The sequence below is a fragment of the Thermoproteus sp. CP80 genome (genome assembly GCF_002077075.2).
Taxonomy (GTDB): Archaea; Thermoproteota; Thermoprotei; order Thermoproteales; family Thermoproteaceae; genus Thermoproteus.
This window is the reverse complement of sequence record NZ_LCWM02000065.1, coordinates 1-1771: the sequence shown is the minus strand read 5'-3', so window position 1 is coordinate 1771 and position 1771 is coordinate 1. Positions and strand designations below refer to the sequence as shown.

Sequence of the window (1771 nt, the reverse complement as noted above, 5' to 3'; positions counted from 1 at the left end):
ACGGCGTCCACATGAAGGGGGAGTACCTCGCCGAGGGCGCCGGCGGGATCCACAAGCCTACGGTCAGGGTGTATGTGGGCGGCGCCACGGGGGTCTTCGTGCCCATAGCGGCTTGGTGGCACGTGGCCTCCGGCTTGTGTAAGCGGGTGCTGGCCGTGGCCGAGGAGAAGATGAGCCACTCCGCGAGGCCGCATCCCCAGTACGTCTTCCGCTACATCTGGGACCCCATAGTGGAGAAGCCCCTCAACCCCAACCTCATATGGATATTCGCCATGGAGATGCACCGATACATGCACAAATGCGGCGTCAAGAAGGAGGACATCGCGCTGGTGTCAGTCAAGAATAAACGCAACGCCTGCGGCCATCCCTCCGCCCAGCTCTGCATGCCCAACATAACCGTGGACGACGTGCTCAAGAGCGAGGTCCTCGTGTGGCCGGTCCAGCTGCTCGACATCTCGCCCACCAGCGATGGGGCCGCCGCCGTTGTGCTGGCCTCCGAGGAGGAGGCGAGGCGCATCACCGACACCCCCGTATGGATTAAAGGTATCGGCTGGACCTTGGACACCACCCACTGGACTAACCGCGACCTGGCCTATCCGGAGTACGTCCGCCGCGCGGCGGAGATGGCCTACCGCATGGCCGGCATAGACAACCCCAGGAAGCAGATAGACGTGGCTGAGCCCTACGACCCCTTCGACTACAAGGAGCTCCACCACATGGAGGGGCTGGGCCTCGCGAAAAAGTGCGAGGCGCCTGTACTTACGCGCGAGGGGGTGACGCAGAGGGATGGGGATCTGCCGATAAACCCATCGGGCGGCTTGCTCGGAGTCGGGAACCCCATAGCCGCTGCGGGCCTCATGAAGGTGGCCGAGATATTCTGGCAGGTGAGGGGGGAGGCAGGCGAGAGGCAGGTTAAGAAGCCGGTGTACACCGGCCTGGCGCAGGCGTGGGGAGACCTAATGCAGGCAGGTACGGTGGTGGTGATGGGGATATGACCGGCGGCAAGCCCAGAAGCCCGAGGGGCACCAAGTACGAGAAGGCGGAGTTCCCGGTGTTCGAGTTCCCCGTGGTCGGCAAGGCGCGGTATGAATACACAACCGGCGAGGCGCTGGGCCGCTTCCTGGCCGGGCTCAAGGAGGGGAAGATATTGGGGACCTACTGCGCCAAGTGCGGCAGAGTCTTCGTGCCGCCGCGCATGTACTGCTCCTACTGCTTCAGGGAGGTCGACGGGTGGGTGGAGGCCAGGGACGAGGGCGTCGTGGTGACGGGCGTCATGAGCTATATATCGGCCACGAGGGCCCGCCTCGAGAGGCCTGTGGCGGTGGGCGTGGTGAAGCTCGACGTGCCTGGCCGCCAGTTCGACGACCACTTCTTCCCCGGGCTGATGCACTACATCTGCGGAGCGTCCGAGGACGACGTGAAGTCCATGAGGATATTCGGGGCCAGGGTCAAGGCAAGGTGGAGGCCGCCGGAGCAGAGAACCGGCTCAATAACAGACATAGAGTGCTTCGAGGTGGTGAGGCCATGAGGCGCATCAAGCATTTCCCCGAGGTGATGGAGATAGAGGCCTATGTCTACACCGCAGGCCCCATAGGCACTAGGTGGCTGGAGGCGCTGAGGGCAGGCAGGCTCACGGCGGCCCACTGCCCCAAGTGCGGCAGGCTCTTCATGCCGCCGAAGATGTACTGCCCCTACGACTTCGAGGAGGTAAAGGAGCTACGGGAGGTGGAGCCCGTGGGCGTCGTGGAGACATACACTGTGGTGGAGAGGG

3 protein-coding genes are annotated in these 1771 nt (G+C 63.9%); all 3 read left to right on the top strand.

Going from position 1 to position 1771, the window contains the following annotated elements; all coding sequences use genetic code 11:
* On the top strand, window positions 1–995 hold a 995-nt coding region (locus B7L68_RS08360), incomplete at its 5' end, for a thiolase domain-containing protein (protein WP_081247198.1).
* On the top strand, window positions 992–1528 hold the full coding sequence (locus B7L68_RS08355) for a Zn-ribbon domain-containing OB-fold protein (RefSeq protein ID WP_081247197.1): 537 nt from the start codon (window positions 992–994) through the stop codon (window positions 1526–1528). The genes B7L68_RS08360 and B7L68_RS08355, both read left to right, overlap by 4 nt.
* Window positions 1525–1771: Zn-ribbon domain-containing OB-fold protein (locus B7L68_RS08350; protein WP_238136394.1), on the top strand; the 247-nt coding region annotated here is incomplete at its 3' end. The genes B7L68_RS08355 and B7L68_RS08350, both read left to right, overlap by 4 nt.

What these genes read in the sequence shown, in the direction of transcription:
- B7L68_RS08355 (WP_081247197.1), top strand. Translation starts at nt 992, where the DNA reads ATGACCGGCGGCAAGCCCAGAAGCCCGAGGGGCACCAAGTACGAGAAG.